This is a genomic window from Chryseobacterium sp. CCNWLW53, from assembly GCF_037083525.1.
Taxonomy (GTDB): Bacteria; Bacteroidota; Bacteroidia; order Flavobacteriales; family Weeksellaceae; genus Chryseobacterium; species Chryseobacterium lathyri.
The window spans coordinates 129616-145379 of sequence record NZ_JBAOJR010000001.1; the positions used below are offsets into that span (position 1 = coordinate 129616).

The window sequence follows — 15764 nt, forward strand, 5'->3', positions numbered from 1 at the left end:
CTACAAAATATTTTTTATGATAGTATTTAATTGTTCGTATTCCATTAGGAAGGCATCATGCCCGTGAATTGACTGTATTTCATGATAGAAAACCTCTTTCTTTTTCTCTTTCAGCTGATCAAAGCACATTCGAATTTCTGAAGCGGGAAAAAATAAATCTGTATCTACTGCAATTAAGTGCATTCGGGCACTGATTTTTGTTAACTGCTCTTCTTCAGTGTTCATATTCATCAGCAAGTGATTCATCAGTTTATAGGATTTTAAACTAAATCTTTCGTTTAATGAATTTCCGTGATAAACCAGCCAATCTTCGGACTCTAACCGCTGATTTTTTTGATCGTATCTATTTTGAAATCTGTCATTTAAGGACTGAGGTGTTCTGTAACACAGCATAGCATGAATTCTTGCTTTCTGCAGGGGCTCATCATTTCCGTTCAGTAAAAATTTCTGAACCAGACACTGCGCATGAAGCCAGTCGTGCGTTTTAAAATCGCAGGCAATAGGAATGAAGATCTCCGCCAACTGTGGTTGCTTGGCAAGCATTTCCCACGCAATCCCTCCTCCGAGTGAACCTCCGATAATGGCATACAGATTTTTGATATGTAAAGCTTCAAGCCCTTTCAGGAATATTTCTGCAATATCTGAAGGCGTGAAGTCTTCGTATTCGTCAATTAAAAAATGATCATATCCGTTTCCGGGAATATTGAAACACAGAACGGTATATTGAGTCGTATCAATAACCTGATTTTCACCGATCAGCTTTTTCCACCATCCTTTTTCACCGGAAACATTTGAATTTCCGGTTAAAGCATGATTTACCAATATAACAGGTGCTGTAAACAAGTCTTTCCCGAAGATCTGATAAGTCAACGGGATATGGTATTCCTTCTGGGAATAGGTACGATACGAAAGATTAATATAGTTTAGTTCTGTTTTCAATTCTATTATTTTAATACAATTGAAAATGCCACAGGAATGGCTGAAAAGAACTTCAGTAAGTTATCTGTCCAAAATAAATTGGTAGAACGTAGCACCTTCTCTGCTTGCACAAAGGGTTGCTAAGGTTTCATAGGGTCTAATCCCTCAACCTTTCTTGATAACATTTTCAATATTTGAATGAACGCTCGGCAAAGATAAGTCTTTTCTTTTAAATTTTAAAAGAAAAAATATTTAATATTAAAAAACCGTGTAATAATAAGTGTTTCAAGGCTATGTTAATAATTCTTCAGGCGGAAGGAATTGGAATTATTTTTCAAAAAAACTAACTTCGTACTTGAAAAGTGATGAAATATGACTGTTGAAAAAGAAAGATTACAAGATTCTAAATGGAAAAACTGGGGTCCATACGTCAGCAACCGGCAATGGGGAAATGTACGCGAAGACTACAGCCCGAACGGAAATGCCTGGCATTACGCCAACCATAATAATGCAGAAAGTTATGCCTACCGATGGGGCGAGGAAGGGATCGCTGGAATCTCCGATGTAAAGCAGATTTTCTGTTTTGCCTTTTCCTTTTGGAACAAAAAAGATAAAATTGTAAAAGAGCGCTTTTTTGGTTTAAGCAATCCTCAGGGTAATCACGGAGAGGATATCAAAGAACTCTTTTATTACTTAGATAATACACCTACCCACAGCTATATGAAAATGGTGTATAAATATCCGATCAATGCATTTCCTTACGATGATCTTGTTGCAGAAAATGGTAGGAGAAGCAAAAAGGAACCTGAATATGAGATATTTGATACGGGAATTTTTAATAACGATGAATATTTCGATATTTTCATTGAATATTGTAAGGGAGACCACAATGATATTCTTGCAAGAGTAACAGTTCACAACAGAAGCCGGCAGGATGCTCCCATCGTTATAGCTCCAACCGCCTGGTTCCGAAATAACTGGAAATGGGGTTACAATACATATAAGGGCCAAATGAATGCTTCCTATGACGGATGTATTGATATTAATCACGACAGCATTTCGATCAAAAAACTCTATTCAAGAAATCTTGCGGCTAAAAGTACTTTCTGTGAAAATGAAACCAATACCCCAAAATTATATGGAGCTCCTTATCCGGGAAACACCTATTTTAAAGATGGAATAAATGATCATATCATTTATGGAAGTAATACGGTAAATCCTGAAAAAAGGGGTACCAAAGCATCTTTTATTATTGATGAAATGATTGGAGCGGGACAGTCCAAAATTTTTGATTTCAGGCTATGTCCCGATGAAACAGATGAACCTTTTGATCAATTTGATGAGATCTTCAATACCAGAATTGCCGAGACGGATGAGTTCTACAATGAGATTCAGAGCGAAACGACGAATGAGGATGAAAGGAATGTTCAACGGCAGGCGTTTGCAGGGCTTCTTTGGAACAAACAGTTCTATCATTATAATGTAGGAAAGTGGCTGAAGGGCGATCCGAACTACGAAGCTCCCAGAAACTTCAATGAATATGTTAGAAATACGGAATGGAACCATCTTCACAATAAGGATATCATTTCCATGCCTGATAAATGGGAATACCCTTGGTATGCAACGTGGGATCTGGCGTTTCACTGCGTTCCTTTTTCTATCATCGACGGAGAGTTTGCCAAAGGGCAGCTTCTGCTTTTAACAAAGGAATGGTATATGCATCCGAATGGGCAGCTGCCTGCTTATGAATGGAACCTGAGCGACGTAAATCCACCGGTACATGCATGGTCATGCTTCCGTGTTTTTAAGATTGATGAAAAGCAAAATGGCAAACCTGATCTTTTATTCCTTGAAAAGGTTTTCCAGAAACTCCTTCTGAATTTTACATGGTGGGTGAATCGAAAGGATAAAAGCGGTAACAATATTTTTGGCGGCGGATTCCTTGGTCTGGATAACATTGGTGCTTTTGACCGTAATATGGAGCTGAAGGATGGGCAACATCTTGAACAGGCTGACGGAACAAGCTGGATGGCTATGTACGCTCTTAATATGATGCGGATTGCTATGGAGCTTGCTCAGTACTATCAGGTATACGAAGATATGGCCATCAAGTTTTTTGAACATTATCTGTATATCGCAGAAGCTATGGAAAATCTGGGTGAAGGCAAGGAAGGTTTATGGAATGAAGAGGACGGCTTTTTCTATGACGTGCTGCAGCTTGGTAACGGGGATAGTGTTTCTTTAAAATTGAGAAGCATCGTAGGATTAATCCCGATGTTTGCCGTAGAAATTGTAGATCATAAATTACTGGAAAAAATGCCTAATTTTCAGGCAAGAATGGACTGGGTATTAAAAAACAAACCTGAACTTACGAAGCTGGTTTCCCACTGGGACGAGGAAGGACAAGGCAGAAAGCACCTGATGAGCATTTTGCGTAAGAACAGACTGACAAAGGTTTTGAGAAGGATGCTTGATGAGAACGAATTTCTGAGCTCCTATGGGATCCGTGCCATGTCAAAAGTATATGAGGAAAATCCGTTTGTATTCTCAGTTCACGGAACGGAAAATGTAGTGTATTATACGCCTGCAGAAAGTGATAGCCGGATGTTCGGTGGCAACAGTAACTGGAGAGGACCTATCTGGTTTCCAATCAATTTCCTGATCGTGGAAAGTTTACAGCGTTTTCATTTTTATTATGGCAACAGCTTAAAGGTAGAATTCCCTACCGGAAGTGGTGAGAAAAAAAACCTGGATGAAGTGGCACAGAATATCAGCAAAAGATTATGTTCGCTGTTTTTAAAGGATGAAGATGGGCAGAGACCTTTTAACGGAGGTAATGCCAAGTTTAACTATGATGAACATTTTAAAGATTATATTACTTTCTTTGAATATTTCCATGGAGACAACGGCCGGGGCGTAGGAGCCTCCCACCAGACAGGATGGACGGCAACAGTTGCCAAGCTTATGAAACCTAGAATGACTATATAAATGTAGCGGCCGGCCCATTTGGGCCGGCCGCTACATTTATATAGTCAATTAAAAAATATTTAAACTTTCTCTCCGTTCACCAAAACTTCATATCCGATTTCTACATTCGGTTCCAGAGTTTTTGATACGGAACAGTATTTTTCAAAAGACAGCTGGGCTGCTTTTAATGCCTTTTTAGGATCTATGTTCCCTTCTAAAAGAAATTTTACTTTGATAGATTTAAATGGCTTTGCATCTTCTACAGGAACTCTTTCTCCTTCTACTTCTGCCTGGAAACCTGTGATTTCCTGACGCTGTTTTTTCAGGATAGCCACTACGTCTATTCCACTGCATCCGGCTACGGCCATAAGTACACTTTCCATTGGGGAAACCCCTTTAGCTCCAGGCTGTGAGGTATTGTCCAGAAGAATTGAATTCCCCTGGGAATTGGTACATTCAAATAAAAAGTCGTCGTTTATTCTGTTGAGTGTTATTTTCATTGTACGGATTTATATTTCAGTATTTTTCAATATTCTTATTCAAATATAAAAAACTTTATGCATTAAGCCCCAGGCTAAGACATGATATCAACTATAGCCTGAAAAAGATTATCCGGATTTTCCGCAATTCGGTTACACATGTACAAATACCATTCGTCGCCATACACAATATATTGTCTGCATGGGTAGCCTTCTTTATGGATTTCATCCAATAGGCCTTCCTGTATTCCCAGTAACATTTCAAATTCATACTTAGATTTTGGAACATCATACTTTACAATGAGCTCTTTAACTCTATTTTGAATTTTATCATGATGCGTAGCAATAGAGCATCTTCTATTTTTAAGGAAAAGAGTTTCAATATATTTAATATATAGATCATCTAAGTGTTCTCCTCTCTCTACAGCATGTCCGGGAGGAACAGCAAACGCACCTTTTACAATTCTTATTTTCCCTTGTGTTTCATTTAATATTCGTTCAAGGTCTTTTGGAGTACGGTTTAAATAAGCCTGAAGAGTAATTCCCACATTTGAAAAATCAGGAGATATTTTACAAAAGGTATTAATAATATCATCTGTTCTTTCAACTCCTTCTGCGCTGATCACCACTTCAATATCCTTTTTGTGAGCTGATTCTGCTAGTGATACCAAATTACTATAAGCCATATCCTTATCAATGGCAAGCCCAATATGTGATAAATCCAAAGAAATGATAGAATCAATGTTCTCTTCTTTCACTTGGTTGATCAAATTAAGGAAATGTTGAGTTACCGATTCTGATTCTTCCACTGAACGGGTACTTTCTCCCATAAACTCTAGTGAAGTAGGAAGCCCTTTCTCATTAATTCTTTTAGCAGTTGCTATAGCTTCTTCTATCTTCTCACCTCCGATATATCTTTTAGCTGCTTTCAACAGTAATTTAAAGAGCTCAGGATTATTAAGAATATATTCTTTTGCACCTTCATTTAATGCTGCTATTTTTAACAGCGCACCTGCTCTTTCTCTCGGCTTTAGTTCCATTATTTTTTTATTTGTCTTTAAACTGTTTTTATAAAATTCCTCTCGCTTTTATCTCAAGATATTTATTGATAACGTCAATATTTAAATTTTCAGGAAGAGTATAAACGGTGTAGATCCCATATTTCCGAAGTTCCTGAATGATCAGTTTCTTTTCAAACTCAAACTTTTCAGCAATAATCTCGTCATAAATTTCCTGCATGCTTTCAGGATTTTTATGAATAAGGGTCTGGAGTTCTGAATTTTTAAAAAATACGACAACCAACAGATGATTTTTAGCAATACCACGGAGGTATTTCAGTTGCCGGTTTAATCCGTCAAGGGTTTCAAAATTGGTAAAAAGCAACACAAGGCTTCTCTGGTTCAGAGAATATTTTACATCCTGATACAGACGGTTAAAATCACTTTCAAAAAAGTCAGTTTTAATATTATATAGTGCTTCTGAGATCTTTTTCAGCTGTCCGGATTTGTTTTCAGCAGCGATTTTATTTTCAGTCTTTTTTGAGAAGGTCATCATTCCGGCACGATCGCCTTTCTTCAGGATAATATGGGAAAGAGCCATAGCTGCATTGATGGAGTAATCAAGCAGACTCAATCCATTAAAAGGCATTTTCATCGTTCTTCCTTTATCAATCAGGATAAAGATACGCTGTGATTTTTCATCCTGAAACTGATTGACCATCAACCGGTTCGTTTTAGAGGTGGCTTTCCAGTTGATCGTTCTGATATCATCGCCGGGAACATATTCTTTGATCTGCTCAAATTCCATGGTATGTCCCAGTTTTCTGATCTTTTTGATCCCTCCCAGCATAAATTCGCTTTGCAGCGCCATCAGCTCATACTTTCTGAGATGAACAAAAGACGGGTAAGCGGGCAGCACAGCATCTTTCTGGAAATTAAACCTTCTGGCAACAAAGCCTAATGGTGAAGAAGCATAAACATTCAGATTTCCGAAACTGTATTCTCCTCTTTCTTTAGGCTCCAGGCTATACTGGAAATAGGTATTCTTACCTGATTCAATATTTTTTATAATCAAAAAGTCCCGTTTCTGGAACTGGAACGGAATTTCATCAATGATCTTCGTGCTGATCTTAAAACCGTAATTATTTTTAATATCGATTTTTACAAAATTTTCATCTCCGTTGGAAAGCTTCTCCGGCAGTATTCTTTGGGCAAGCAAGGCATTTTTCTGATTAAACAGTAAAAGATAATCTACCATTGCCGCAAGAAAGCATAGCAGCAATAGAATATGAGCCGCCCACATCAGAACCGGAAAGAAAAAAGCAAGGACATACACTATCCCCACTCCGATGAGCGAAAAGAAAAATCGTGTATTGATGTATAGGTTTTTCATTTTTTGTAAGGGATTAGGGGATAGGATTTAGGGAATAGGCATTCAACTGTGATAAATAATATCTGTTTTTGACCTAATCCCTATGATCTACCTCGGAATCTCTATTCCCTCTAAGATCTGGCGTATAATTTCATCTGCAGTAAGACCTTCCATTTCTCTTTCCGGAGAAACGATTACTCTATGTCTTAATACCGCATAGCTTGCCTCTTTGATATCTTCAGGGGTTACAAAGTCTCTTCCTCTAAGCGCTGCGAAAGATTTGGAAGCGGTAAGCAGGGCCAATGAAGCTCTTGGAGAAGCACCCAGATACAGGAACTGGTTTTCTCTCGTATTGACTATAATTTTGGCAATATATTCCATAAGCTGAGACTCTACGATGATCTCTTTTACCAAGTGCTGATAGCTTTTCAGCTGCTCAGCAGTAATAACACGGTTGATGCCTTCGGTTTTATCTTCTTTTTTGCTTTCGTGCTGGTTTCTGATGATGGCGATTTCCTGTTCAAGATTTGGATATCCAACATTGATTTTGAAGAGAAAACGGTCCAGCTGTGCTTCGGGAAGCCTGTAGGTCCCTTCATGCTCTATAGGGTTCTGGGTGGCCACTACCAGGAATGGCTCATCCATAATATAGCGGGTTCCGTCCATGGTGATCTGTCTTTCTTCCATCACCTCGAACAATGCCGCCTGGGTTTTCGCCGGCGATCTGTTGATCTCATCAATTAATATGAAACTGGAAAAGATAGGCCCTTTTTTAAATTCAAATTCAGAGTTTTTTACATTGAAAACAGAGGTTCCCAGAATATCGGAAGGCATAAGATCGGGCGTAAACTGGATTCTGCTGAAGCCCACATCAATAGTTTTTGCCAGAAGCTTGGCTGTAATGGTCTTTGCCACCCCGGGAACACCTTCAATCAACACGTGTCCGTTTGATAAAAGGGCTGCAATAAGATGTTCTACCATACTTTCCTGTCCGACAATAACTTTGGCTATTTCAGTTTTTACTTTGTCTAAACTGGCACGCAGCTCAATCATATCAATTCGTGACTGAAACTGATCTTCTGTTTTATTTAGATTAATAGAATTTTGATTCTCTACATTCTGGTTTTCAAAATTTTCCATAATTATATTTTTTTCAAGATAACAATGTAACCGTTTAACAACGCTGCAATTTTATCATGACTGATATTTCTGCTATACTCTACTGTACATTATTACATTACTAAATTGTTATATTTATTTAAGTATTTCATCAAGAAGTTTATTCATTCTCACAAGATCTTCTTTCATGACACTTGCATAAGGATCCTGCCCTTTTCTGATCAGGTCTATAGCTTCATCAATCATTTCTATTGGTTTCCCTGTCTTTAAATGAAGTTTTTTAGCAAATTCACCATCCAGATTCTGAGTATCAATCAACAGGTCCATTCTTATTTTATTCAGGAAATACTGGGCTTTTTTGGCCATCATATCATGAAAATTTCCTTCCTGAAGATAAAGATTTCCAATGCTTTTTACAAAATCTACTGAAGTATTTTTCAACGGCTCCAGAACCGGGACTATCCGCTGCTTTCTTTTTGCATTGAAGAAAATAAACAGTACAAGCCCGCCTAAAAAGACCCACCAGGCATATTTCAATGCAGGATTGGACAGAACAAATCTCATGAAGAAACGTGAAACTTTGGTGTCGTTATCCACAAACCAGATGGTTTCCCTATCCTGAAGATACGAAAAAACATCCTGTGTATATTTTAGGCTCCCAGGTTTTAAAAGATAATAATTGGTGAGGAAAAGCGGTTCACTGTGCACATAGATCGTTCCTTTTCCAAAGCTTATCTTAATGAAATTTGCCTGGTCCGAATTGTTTTTTTCCACTGTTTTACCCAGCACTTCCACTTTAGGCTTAATGTATGAAAATCCTCTGCCCGACGGAAATTTATCTAATTTAATAAAATCATTCTGATATTCTTTATCCGTAAGCTTCAGTACATTTTCCTCTTCAAAAGAAATATCCGAGCTATGATAGCCAATACTGTCTGAAATATCTTTTGAAACCCGGCTCATCAAAATCATTGCATCTGAACCGTTTGATACCTGGTCCAGGATTTTCTTCCAGGATTCTTTATCCAGATCTTTTTCTATGACAATGATATTATGTGGGGCCTTTTTTCTCTGGTTATAATAATCGTAAGGGGTTTCTTCTGTTTTTCTCAGGTTATTTTTAAACAAATCTTTGGCTTCATTATTAAAAACAAAGAGGCCAAATGGTGACTTTTCATTGATATTAAAATTTTTACGCCAGTCTGTTGTTTCTTTTTTATTGACTTCAAGCAACGCCAGAATAAGCATCACAACGATGAATATCACAGCATATATTTTGAAGGTTTTTTTCATGGTTAATTGTTTAATTATGGCTTAAATGTCTGGTATTGATCTTTAAATTTCAGGTAAGCCTGTTCATCAATGGTGAATTCTCCATACCAAACATAATCAAAGATATAAGACAGTCCGGAGAAATCATTTTTTAGGTGTTCCGTTTTAAGTTCCATTACATAATCCTTATTGGTCTTTTCAGGATTCCAGTTGATATGCTTTTTATCGCTTAGTTTTTTCAGGATAAAGAGAAACTGGTAACGAACCGCTGAACGGTAATCACCTTTACTTTCAAATTTTGCAATGCTTTCGGGAAAATTGATCTCGTGGATATTTTCAGGAAGCTCCTGTGCATTAATATCCACTTTTTTATTTTTTTTGCCAAAGAAAAAGTTTCCGTCTTTACCCATTAAATATTTAATGATAAAATAAAGAAGGAATCCTACCAGAATAATCGCAAAAAGACGAATAAGAATGGTCGTTATTTTTGCAGAATTGGTAAAAACGGTTTCTCCAAAAATACTTTGCAGTATCTTATCTATTCTCCTCATCAGTTTCTGGAAAAAAGACTCTTTCGGCTTCGAAACCGAATAATCAAATTCTTTTCCTTTATATCTTGACTGAATATTCTCTTTGAATTTCTTTGGATAAATCTGGTTTTCTGAAACCGGTTTTCTGATCAGTACAGAGTCTGCCCTGAGCATATTTCTGTAATGTCCGGTTCCCAGAGAATCTACTATATAATCTTCTACCGTTGCAGGCTCATTGTGATCCTGTGCATGAACAGGAGCAATGGAGAAAAAAAGCAGCAGAAAAAAAAGAAGTTTATTCATTAATACCTATGGTTTCTATTTCTTCAAGTTCAACTTTCTGGTGAAGATCGGTTCTGCTGTCATAATACATTAATCCAGCATTGATATACATCAGATTGGAAAGGAGTAACGATGCAAGCATTGAAAATCCATAGAATATAAAGAAAATGATTCCTAATGCTCCTGTAAAAGGATTTTCTTCAAAACTTCCATTCGGAGCGGATGTCAGAAGTGATCCGTAAATAAAGAACATGGGAATAAGTGTAAATACTGACGTTATCATGTACATAATAATAAACATGATAATAGATGCTCCCCAATATTTCCAGTATGGAGATTTTTCGCTCCCGTTCGGATAGGAAAACTGGGATCTTATGGAATAACTCAGGCTTTCTATAAAGCCTCTTTTTGTATTAAAATAATCATACATCAGAAACGCCGAAACGTTGAATGCTGTAGGATAAACAAGCAGCATCAGAAAAAAACCAATGATAATGAGCATCAATACATAAGAAAAACCCACCACAATCATCATTATGGGAAGTACAATAAACAGCATTCCTATGCACATTTTAGCAATTCTTCCTGCATTTCGCTTAAAATCACCCAGGATTTCGTCTGTTTTTATCTTTTGGGCTCCTTCAGTAATCCTTTTCAGGTAGAAAACCGGATACAGATAATTGACTATTCCCAAAAGGACAAACAGTACAAAAACCAATATTCCGGCAACGATCAGCATTCCTGCATTCTCTGAGAAATACCTTTCAAAATAATAGCTTTCGCCACTGATATTGGAGCCGATAAGCTGTCCGAAAATTTCTCTAAAGCCGAAAATCACTACAGCAATTGTTAAGATTAACAGCAGCCCGTTGATCAGGATATAGTTTTTGAAATAGTTTTTCCCGTATAATTTGAAAAAATTAAAGCTGTCACTGATGAAAGCTCCAAATTCTCTTTTTTTATAAAACTGCATCATGGGTATGATTATTAATTTTTTTATAGACCACCGAAGGATAAACAAAGTAGTAAAATCCTATAATGGCAAGTGAACTGATTATTATGGCTAAATTTACCCCCAGCGGCATTTTCAAAGCATGTCTTGTTACATAACCTTCGATAACTCCTGCACAAATGGTAAACGGAATGGTGCTGAGGAAGATCTTAAAAGAATCTTTAAACCCTTTTTTAAAGGAATTGAATCTTGAAAATGTTCTCGGAAACAGAATGCTTGCTCCCAGGATCAAACCACACATGGCTTCTACAACCATTGCAAAGATCTCGAAAACACCGTGAAGCCAGATTCCTCTTGCACTGTCTTTCAAAGCACCGTAATCATAGAAAAAATACTGAAAGGATCCCAGCATAACACTGTTGGAAAGCAGGGCAAACAATGTCCCTACTCCTCCCATAATCCCATAGATATATAATTTTGCCCCTACTCCAATGTTGTTGAAAATGATGCCAATTGTGCTTCCCCATGTAGAACCACTCTGGTAGACTCCTACAGCATTACCTTTTTTAATGTTCTCTATAGTCTCATTAACATAATTTTCTCCAAGAATGATATTCGCAAAGTCTTTATCATACGCTCCGGAAAGCACACCGATTGAGGTAAACAGAATAAAAAACAGAAAAGCATACATAAGATATCTTCTGTAATGGTGTACCAATAAGGGAACTTCTGTCCTGAAGAAATAAATGAATCTGTTTTCTTCTACCCTTTTGGTTTTATAGATCTTCTGAAATATCTGCGAAGACAGATGATTCAGATATACTGTCGTATTGCTTTTAGGATAATAGGTCTGTGCAAATGAAAGATCATTGATCAGGTTGATGTACAGCGAAGACAGGTCATCAGGATTTTTTTTTATTTTCCCTTGAATAACCTGTTCAATTCCCAACCATTTTTCTTTATTTTGTTTAATGAAATAAACTTCTCTCATAATTGTAAGGCTAAAATAATAAAAATTATGTCTCAAATTGCGATAAATACCTCACAAAATGTAAATATTAACTTTAATATTGCCAGCGTTGGGGAAAGAATGCTTGCCTTCATTATCGATCTTCTGATAAAGGTTGCTTATGTCGTCATTATATTTTATCTTTTCTTCAATATTTTTGATCTCGGGTATTTATTGGCAGGGCTAGATCAATGGTCCGTCATGGCGGTTTATATTGTTCTTACATTTCCGGTTTATATTTATCCCGTTGTTTTAGAAAGCCTGATGGAAGGACAGACTCCCGGGAAAAAACTGATGAAAATCCGGGTCGTAAAAATTGATGGTTACCAGGCTAGTTTTGGGGATTACCTGATCCGTTGGGTCTTCAGACTGATCGATACTTCAGCAGCCGGTGTTGTCGGCCTGATCTCCATGATTGTTTCTAAAAACAACCAGCGCCTGGGCGATATTGCTTCCGGTACTGCTGTGATTTCACTGAAGAATAACATCAATATTTCCCATACCATCTTAGAGAATATTCATGAAGGCTATATTCCGTCATTCCCCCAGGTCATTGCATTAAGCGATAATGATATGCGGATCATCAAGGATAACTATACCAAGGCTCTGAAGGTAGACGACCGCCAAATCATCAGCCGGCTTTCGGATAAGATCAAAAGTATCTTAAAACTGGAAATAGATCCGAGAAAGATGACGGAAAGACAGTTTATCAACGTGGTGATTAAGGACTATAACTACTATACTGGGAAAGACAACTGATATTTCAATGGTCAATTTTGCTTCGCAAGTGAATAGTCCAATTAGTAATGTTAAAAAAATACTTTCTGTGCTTAATAAAGTTTAAAAAATTGACCGCGAATCAAATTCACAATTGACAATTCACCATCAACAATTATCTGTCGGTGCAATTTTTGCATCTTTAAAACAAAGCTTTGAATTATGAGATTTGAAAACAATAAATCAGGAAACGGCGGTGTTCTAACATTGAACAATGAAATAAAAGAAGTCGGAAGGCTTACCTATACTATTTTTCCGGAAGAAAATAAGTTTATTATCTCTTTTGTATTAGTTCATCCGGAATTTGAAGGTCGCGGAATGGGAAAATATTTAGTTGAAGAAGCTATAAAATTTGCTCGGGAAAATAATTGGAAAGTATATCCTCACTGTTCTTACGCAAGAGCCGTGATGACAAGAATGAGTGATGTAGATGATGTTTTTTTAAAGAATTAAAACTTCATTGACCAGGATTTCTTCAATATCATCAGGATAATCTACTTTTAAATGATGATCTGAAGCCACCCATTCCATAATTTCCTGAAGATTTAAGATTTTAGAATTCGGAATTCCCATAAGATTTAAAGCACTGGCATTACATTCCTGTTCATACTGGTTATGAATAGGGATCACAAACAGTTTTTTATCCAGAAAAAGGGCTTCTGCAGGAGTCTCAAAACCGGCATTGCATAAAATACCGTCACAGCTCTCAAAATATTTCAGATACTCTACCTCGTCAATAGGAAAAACTTCTACATTTTTAACTTTAACCTGTATTTTGCTGTGCTTGGAAAATACTTTCCACTGCACAGGAATCTGTTTTAGAACTTTGATGATATTCTCATCTGCAAAACTGGGAAGATAAACAAGATAATATCCTTTTTTATCCGGATTGAGGTTCCGGATTTTATGTCTGATTACCGGTTTTTTAATTTGTGGATGATAATTTTCAAAATGAAACCCTATCTTCCTTTCACTCGGAACATAATATTTCAGGATCAGCTCACCCAGAAAATCTTTTTTTTCAGGCTTAGGCGTTTCAGGAAAGCTCATGGAAGCCTGATGACTCAATTCAATCATTGGAAGCTTTTTCAATTTACTGGCCCAACCAGTCAGAGGTTCGTAATCATTAATGATCAGATCATATTGTGAAAGGTCCAATTCATGGATTGTTTTTGCAGCTTCAAGAAATTTATTCTCGGTAAACGTTTTGCGGTAGGATAAGCCTCCTGTTTTGTTATAAAGAAGGGAAATCCCCCTATGTTGGAAATTAATGTCAAAACCAGCCTTTAACTGCGACTGATGACCACTGATCAATGTATCAACCGAGGCATATTTTTTGAGAATGGGGATTATTTCCTGCGCTCTGGCAATATGTCCGTTCCCAGTCCCTTGAAATGCATACAGTACTTTCATTTAAGAAAAATTAGTTACTATTTTCAGAAGCTCGGAACTGTCCATGTCCTGGATTTCTTCTACTTCATCGTCTTTAAGTGAATCTTTGTGGTCGTCATAATAGAATATTTTCCATTCTTTATCATGATATTCGAGAGCTGAGAGATTTTCGATCCAGTCCCCTGAGTTCAGATAAGTACAGGATCCTTTTTTAGTGACGACTTCGCGGATCTGAGGCTGATGGATATGCCCGCAGATTACATAATCATAATGATTGTCAATGGCTAATTCGGAAGCAGTCAATTCGAAGTCGCCGATATATTTAACTGCCTTTTTTACATTGTTTTTGATCTTCTTGGAAAATGAATATTTCTCTCTGCCCATTTTCTCTAAAAACCAATTGACAACATTATTAATGACAATCAGGAGATCATAACCTTTTCCGCCAAGCTTTGCGATCCATTTGGAATGCTGGACAGAAGCATCAAAAACATCTCCGTGAAATATCCAGGTTTTCTTTTGATCAATATCAAGACAGATTTTATTGCAGACCTTCAGTTTCCCCAGTTCAAAATCAGTAAACTTACGGAACATCTCATCATGGTTACCTGTAATATAGTAGACCTGTGTATTTTTAGTAGCTAATGAAAGAATCTTTTTGATCACTTTCAAATGAGGTTTAGGGAAGTAAGACTTTTTAAACTGCCAGATATCAATGATATCACCATTCAAAACTAACGTTTTAGGCTGAATGGAATTCAGATACCGCAGCAGTTCTTTAGCCTTACATCCATAAGTTCCCAAATGAACATCCGATATAACAACTAATTCAACGTTTCTTTTCATAGTTTTATACAAAGAAACTAATTGAAAGTTAACTGTATATGAATGCTATATTATTTTTACAGTGAGTTCATTAGCTCATCTGTGATTTCCATATTGTGATAAACGTTCTGCACATCATCATCATCTTCGAAACGCTCAAGCATTTTCATATTGGCTTTGAACTGCTCTTCATTTACTTCTTTGGTGTTATTCGGAATTCTCTGAAGTTCTGCACTCTTTGCCTCAATTCCCAATTCGTCTAATTTATGAGACAATGAACCAAAATCTTCAAAAGCTGTAGTGATCATTACTTCATCCTCATCTTTTTCCACATCTTCAGCACCTCCGTCAATCATTTCCATTTCAAAATCATCCCAATCCATTTTAATCTGAGCCAAATCCAGGCTGAAAATTCCTTTTCTGTCGAAGATAAAAGCTAATTCACCATTCTTACCAAGGTTACCATCAAACTTGTTGAAAATTGCTCTTACATTGGCAACAGTTCTCGTTGTATTGTTGGTTGTACACTCAACAAAAAAAGCAACACCGCCTTGTCCGTACCCTTCGTAAGTAACTTCTTCGTAGTTTTCCGCATCAGCGCCACTTGCTTTTTTGATGGCTCTTTCTACGTTGTCTTTGGGCATATTCGCACCCTTGGCATTCTGGATACATCTTCTTAAAGCTGGGTTGGCTTCAGGATCTGTTCCTCCGGCTTTTACTGCCAGTGCAATATCTTTACCGATTTTAGAGAATGTTTTGGCCATTTTATCCCATCTGGCCATTTTAGAAGCTTTTCTATATTCAAATGCTCTTCCCATTTTAATTTTTAAATTTCAACAAAATTAACTAAAAGTCAACAAAAAAAAAATACC

General features: G+C 36.9%; 15 protein-coding genes and 1 riboswitch. Of the genes, 3 read left to right on the top strand and 12 right to left on the bottom strand.

Features of this window, described 5'->3' with window-relative positions:
- Window positions 1–939: an alpha/beta fold hydrolase gene (locus V6R96_RS00595; RefSeq protein ID WP_336377695.1), complete on the bottom strand. Its 939-nt coding sequence runs from the start codon at window positions 937–939 to the stop codon at window positions 1–3.
- Between the two features lie 57 nt (window positions 940–996).
- Window positions 997–1103: riboswitch (SAM riboswitch) on the bottom strand.
- A 187-nt stretch (window positions 1104–1290) separates the two neighbouring features.
- Here V6R96_RS00595 and V6R96_RS00600 point away from each other — a divergent pair.
- Entirely contained in the window at window positions 1291–3906 is a 2616-nt protein-coding gene (locus tag V6R96_RS00600) for an MGH1-like glycoside hydrolase domain-containing protein (RefSeq protein ID WP_336377696.1), read from the top strand.
- Between the two features lie 59 nt (window positions 3907–3965).
- On the opposite strand, the gene V6R96_RS00605 is transcribed toward V6R96_RS00600, so the two are convergent.
- The 8 genes from V6R96_RS00605 to V6R96_RS00640 form a co-directional block, all read right to left on the bottom strand.
- Complete coding sequence (locus V6R96_RS00605; RefSeq protein ID WP_111957185.1) at window positions 3966–4385, bottom strand: OsmC family protein; 420 nt, start codon at window positions 4383–4385, stop codon at window positions 3966–3968.
- A gap of 74 nt (window positions 4386–4459) precedes the next feature.
- A complete protein-coding gene (locus V6R96_RS00610; RefSeq protein WP_336377697.1) occupies window positions 4460–5404 on the bottom strand; it encodes a proline dehydrogenase family protein in 945 nt (314 codons plus the stop codon).
- A 28-nt stretch (window positions 5405–5432) separates the two neighbouring features.
- Complete coding sequence (locus V6R96_RS00615) at window positions 5433–6755, bottom strand: DUF58 domain-containing protein (protein ID WP_111957181.1); 1323 nt, start codon at window positions 6753–6755, stop codon at window positions 5433–5435.
- A gap of 87 nt (window positions 6756–6842) precedes the next feature.
- Window positions 6843–7874 carry a MoxR family ATPase gene (locus V6R96_RS00620; RefSeq protein WP_373865968.1) on the bottom strand — a complete coding sequence of 344 codons (1032 nt, stop codon included), beginning with the start codon at window positions 7872–7874 and terminating at the stop codon, window positions 6843–6845.
- 114 nt (window positions 7875–7988) lie between these two features.
- Window positions 7989–9146 (bottom strand): hypothetical protein, encoded by a 1158-nt coding sequence (locus V6R96_RS00625; protein WP_336377698.1) that lies wholly within the window; start codon window positions 9144–9146, stop codon window positions 7989–7991.
- Window positions 9147–9160: 14 nt separating this feature from the next.
- Window positions 9161–9958, bottom strand: a complete 798-nt coding sequence (locus tag V6R96_RS00630) for a DUF4129 domain-containing protein (protein WP_336377699.1) — start codon at window positions 9956–9958, stop codon at window positions 9161–9163.
- Complete coding sequence (locus tag V6R96_RS00635) at window positions 9951–10913, bottom strand: DUF4013 domain-containing protein (protein ID WP_336377700.1); 963 nt, start codon at window positions 10911–10913, stop codon at window positions 9951–9953. The genes V6R96_RS00630 and V6R96_RS00635 overlap by 8 nt, the downstream gene beginning before the upstream one ends.
- On the bottom strand, window positions 10897–11880 hold the full coding sequence (locus tag V6R96_RS00640) for a stage II sporulation protein M (protein ID WP_336377701.1): 984 nt from the start codon (window positions 11878–11880) through the stop codon (window positions 10897–10899). Before V6R96_RS00640 ends, V6R96_RS00635 begins: the two co-directional genes overlap by 17 nt.
- 27 nt (window positions 11881–11907) lie before the next feature.
- Here V6R96_RS00640 and V6R96_RS00645 point away from each other — a divergent pair, with 27 nt between their 5' ends.
- Complete coding sequence (locus V6R96_RS00645) at window positions 11908–12657, top strand: RDD family protein (protein ID WP_223558257.1); 750 nt, start codon at window positions 11908–11910, stop codon at window positions 12655–12657.
- Window positions 12658–12837: 180 nt separating this feature from the next.
- Window positions 12838–13128, top strand: a complete 291-nt coding sequence (locus tag V6R96_RS00650) for a GNAT family N-acetyltransferase (RefSeq protein ID WP_223558256.1) — start codon at window positions 12838–12840, stop codon at window positions 13126–13128.
- Here V6R96_RS00650 and V6R96_RS00655 read toward each other — a convergent pair.
- From V6R96_RS00655 to V6R96_RS00665, 3 genes are read right to left on the bottom strand one after another with little or no spacing between them, the layout of a single operon-like run.
- Complete coding sequence (locus tag V6R96_RS00655) at window positions 13117–14088, bottom strand: glycosyltransferase family protein (protein WP_336377702.1); 972 nt, start codon at window positions 14086–14088, stop codon at window positions 13117–13119. The genes V6R96_RS00650 and V6R96_RS00655 overlap by 12 nt on opposite strands.
- Window positions 14089–14913, bottom strand: a complete 825-nt coding sequence (locus tag V6R96_RS00660) for a UDP-2,3-diacylglucosamine diphosphatase (protein ID WP_336377703.1) — start codon at window positions 14911–14913, stop codon at window positions 14089–14091.
- Between the two features lie 56 nt (window positions 14914–14969).
- Window positions 14970–15710: a YebC/PmpR family DNA-binding transcriptional regulator gene (locus V6R96_RS00665; RefSeq protein ID WP_111957162.1), complete on the bottom strand. Its 741-nt coding sequence runs from the start codon at window positions 15708–15710 to the stop codon at window positions 14970–14972.
- Window positions 15711–15764: the final 54 nt, after the last annotated feature.

What these genes read in the sequence shown, in the direction of transcription:
- V6R96_RS00635 (WP_336377700.1), bottom strand. Translation starts at nt 10,913, where the DNA reads ATGATGCAGTTTTATAAAAAAAGAGAATTTGGAGCTTTCATCAGTGAC.
- V6R96_RS00630 (WP_336377699.1), bottom strand. Translation starts at nt 9,958, where the DNA reads ATGAATAAACTTCTTTTTTTTCTGCTGCTTTTTTTCTCCATTGCTCCT.
- V6R96_RS00655 (WP_336377702.1), bottom strand. Translation starts at nt 14,088, where the DNA reads ATGAAAGTACTGTATGCATTTCAAGGGACTGGGAACGGACATATTGCC.
- V6R96_RS00615 (WP_111957181.1), bottom strand. Translation starts at nt 6,755, where the DNA reads ATGAAAAACCTATACATCAATACACGATTTTTCTTTTCGCTCATCGGA.
- V6R96_RS00640 (WP_336377701.1), bottom strand. Translation starts at nt 11,880, where the DNA reads ATGAGAGAAGTTTATTTCATTAAACAAAATAAAGAAAAATGGTTGGGA.
- V6R96_RS00660 (WP_336377703.1), bottom strand. Translation starts at nt 14,913, where the DNA reads ATGAAAAGAAACGTTGAATTAGTTGTTATATCGGATGTTCATTTGGGA.
- V6R96_RS00620 (WP_373865968.1), bottom strand. Translation starts at nt 7,874, where the DNA reads ATGGAAAATTTTGAAAACCAGAATGTAGAGAATCAAAATTCTATTAAT.
- V6R96_RS00610 (WP_336377697.1), bottom strand. Translation starts at nt 5,404, where the DNA reads ATGGAACTAAAGCCGAGAGAAAGAGCAGGTGCGCTGTTAAAAATAGCA.
- V6R96_RS00645 (WP_223558257.1), top strand. Translation starts at nt 11,908, where the DNA reads ATGTCTCAAATTGCGATAAATACCTCACAAAATGTAAATATTAACTTT.
- V6R96_RS00650 (WP_223558256.1), top strand. Translation starts at nt 12,838, where the DNA reads ATGAGATTTGAAAACAATAAATCAGGAAACGGCGGTGTTCTAACATTG.
- V6R96_RS00665 (WP_111957162.1), bottom strand. Translation starts at nt 15,710, where the DNA reads ATGGGAAGAGCATTTGAATATAGAAAAGCTTCTAAAATGGCCAGATGG.
- V6R96_RS00605 (WP_111957185.1), bottom strand. Translation starts at nt 4,385, where the DNA reads ATGAAAATAACACTCAACAGAATAAACGACGACTTTTTATTTGAATGT.
- V6R96_RS00600 (WP_336377696.1), top strand. Translation starts at nt 1,291, where the DNA reads ATGACTGTTGAAAAAGAAAGATTACAAGATTCTAAATGGAAAAACTGG.
- V6R96_RS00625 (WP_336377698.1), bottom strand. Translation starts at nt 9,146, where the DNA reads ATGAAAAAAACCTTCAAAATATATGCTGTGATATTCATCGTTGTGATG.